The sequence below is a fragment of the Hoeflea sp. BAL378 genome (assembly GCF_000759435.1).
Classification (GTDB): domain Bacteria; phylum Pseudomonadota; class Alphaproteobacteria; order Rhizobiales; family Rhizobiaceae; genus Hoeflea.
Map to the genome: position 1 here is coordinate 1 of NZ_JRJG01000187.1, position 382 is coordinate 382.

Consider the following 382-nt stretch of genomic DNA (forward strand, 5'->3'; position numbering starts at 1 on the left):
GCCGTCACGGTATAGGTCGTGATCGCAGAGCCGCCCGTGCTGGCCGGCGCGGTGAAGGAGACTGTCGCCTCCGCGTTCCCGGCCGTCGCGGTGCCGATCACCGGCGCGCCGGGAAGGACGGCGGCCACGGCCAGCGTATAGGCTGCCGATCCGGTGACGCTGTTGGCGTCGGTGGCGGTGATGGTGAAGGCGGCATTGCCGCCGGTGGTCGGTGTGCCGGTGATGGCGCCGGTCGAGGTGTTGAGGCTCAAGCCGGCAGGAAGCGTTCCGGCGGTGATGGCATAGGTATAGGGGGCGGTGCCGCCCGAGGCCGTGACCGCCTGGCCATAGGCCGTGCCAACGGTCGCCGCCGTCAGCGCGCCGGCGGCGGGCGAGAAGGCGA

The 382-nt window shown here is 72.3% G+C and carries 1 protein-coding gene; it reads right to left on the reverse strand.

Going from position 1 to position 382, the window contains the following annotated elements; translation table 11 throughout:
* The coding region (locus tag LL06_RS24560) for an Ig domain-containing protein (protein ID WP_035533301.1) at positions 1-382 on the reverse strand (382 nt) is incomplete at both ends.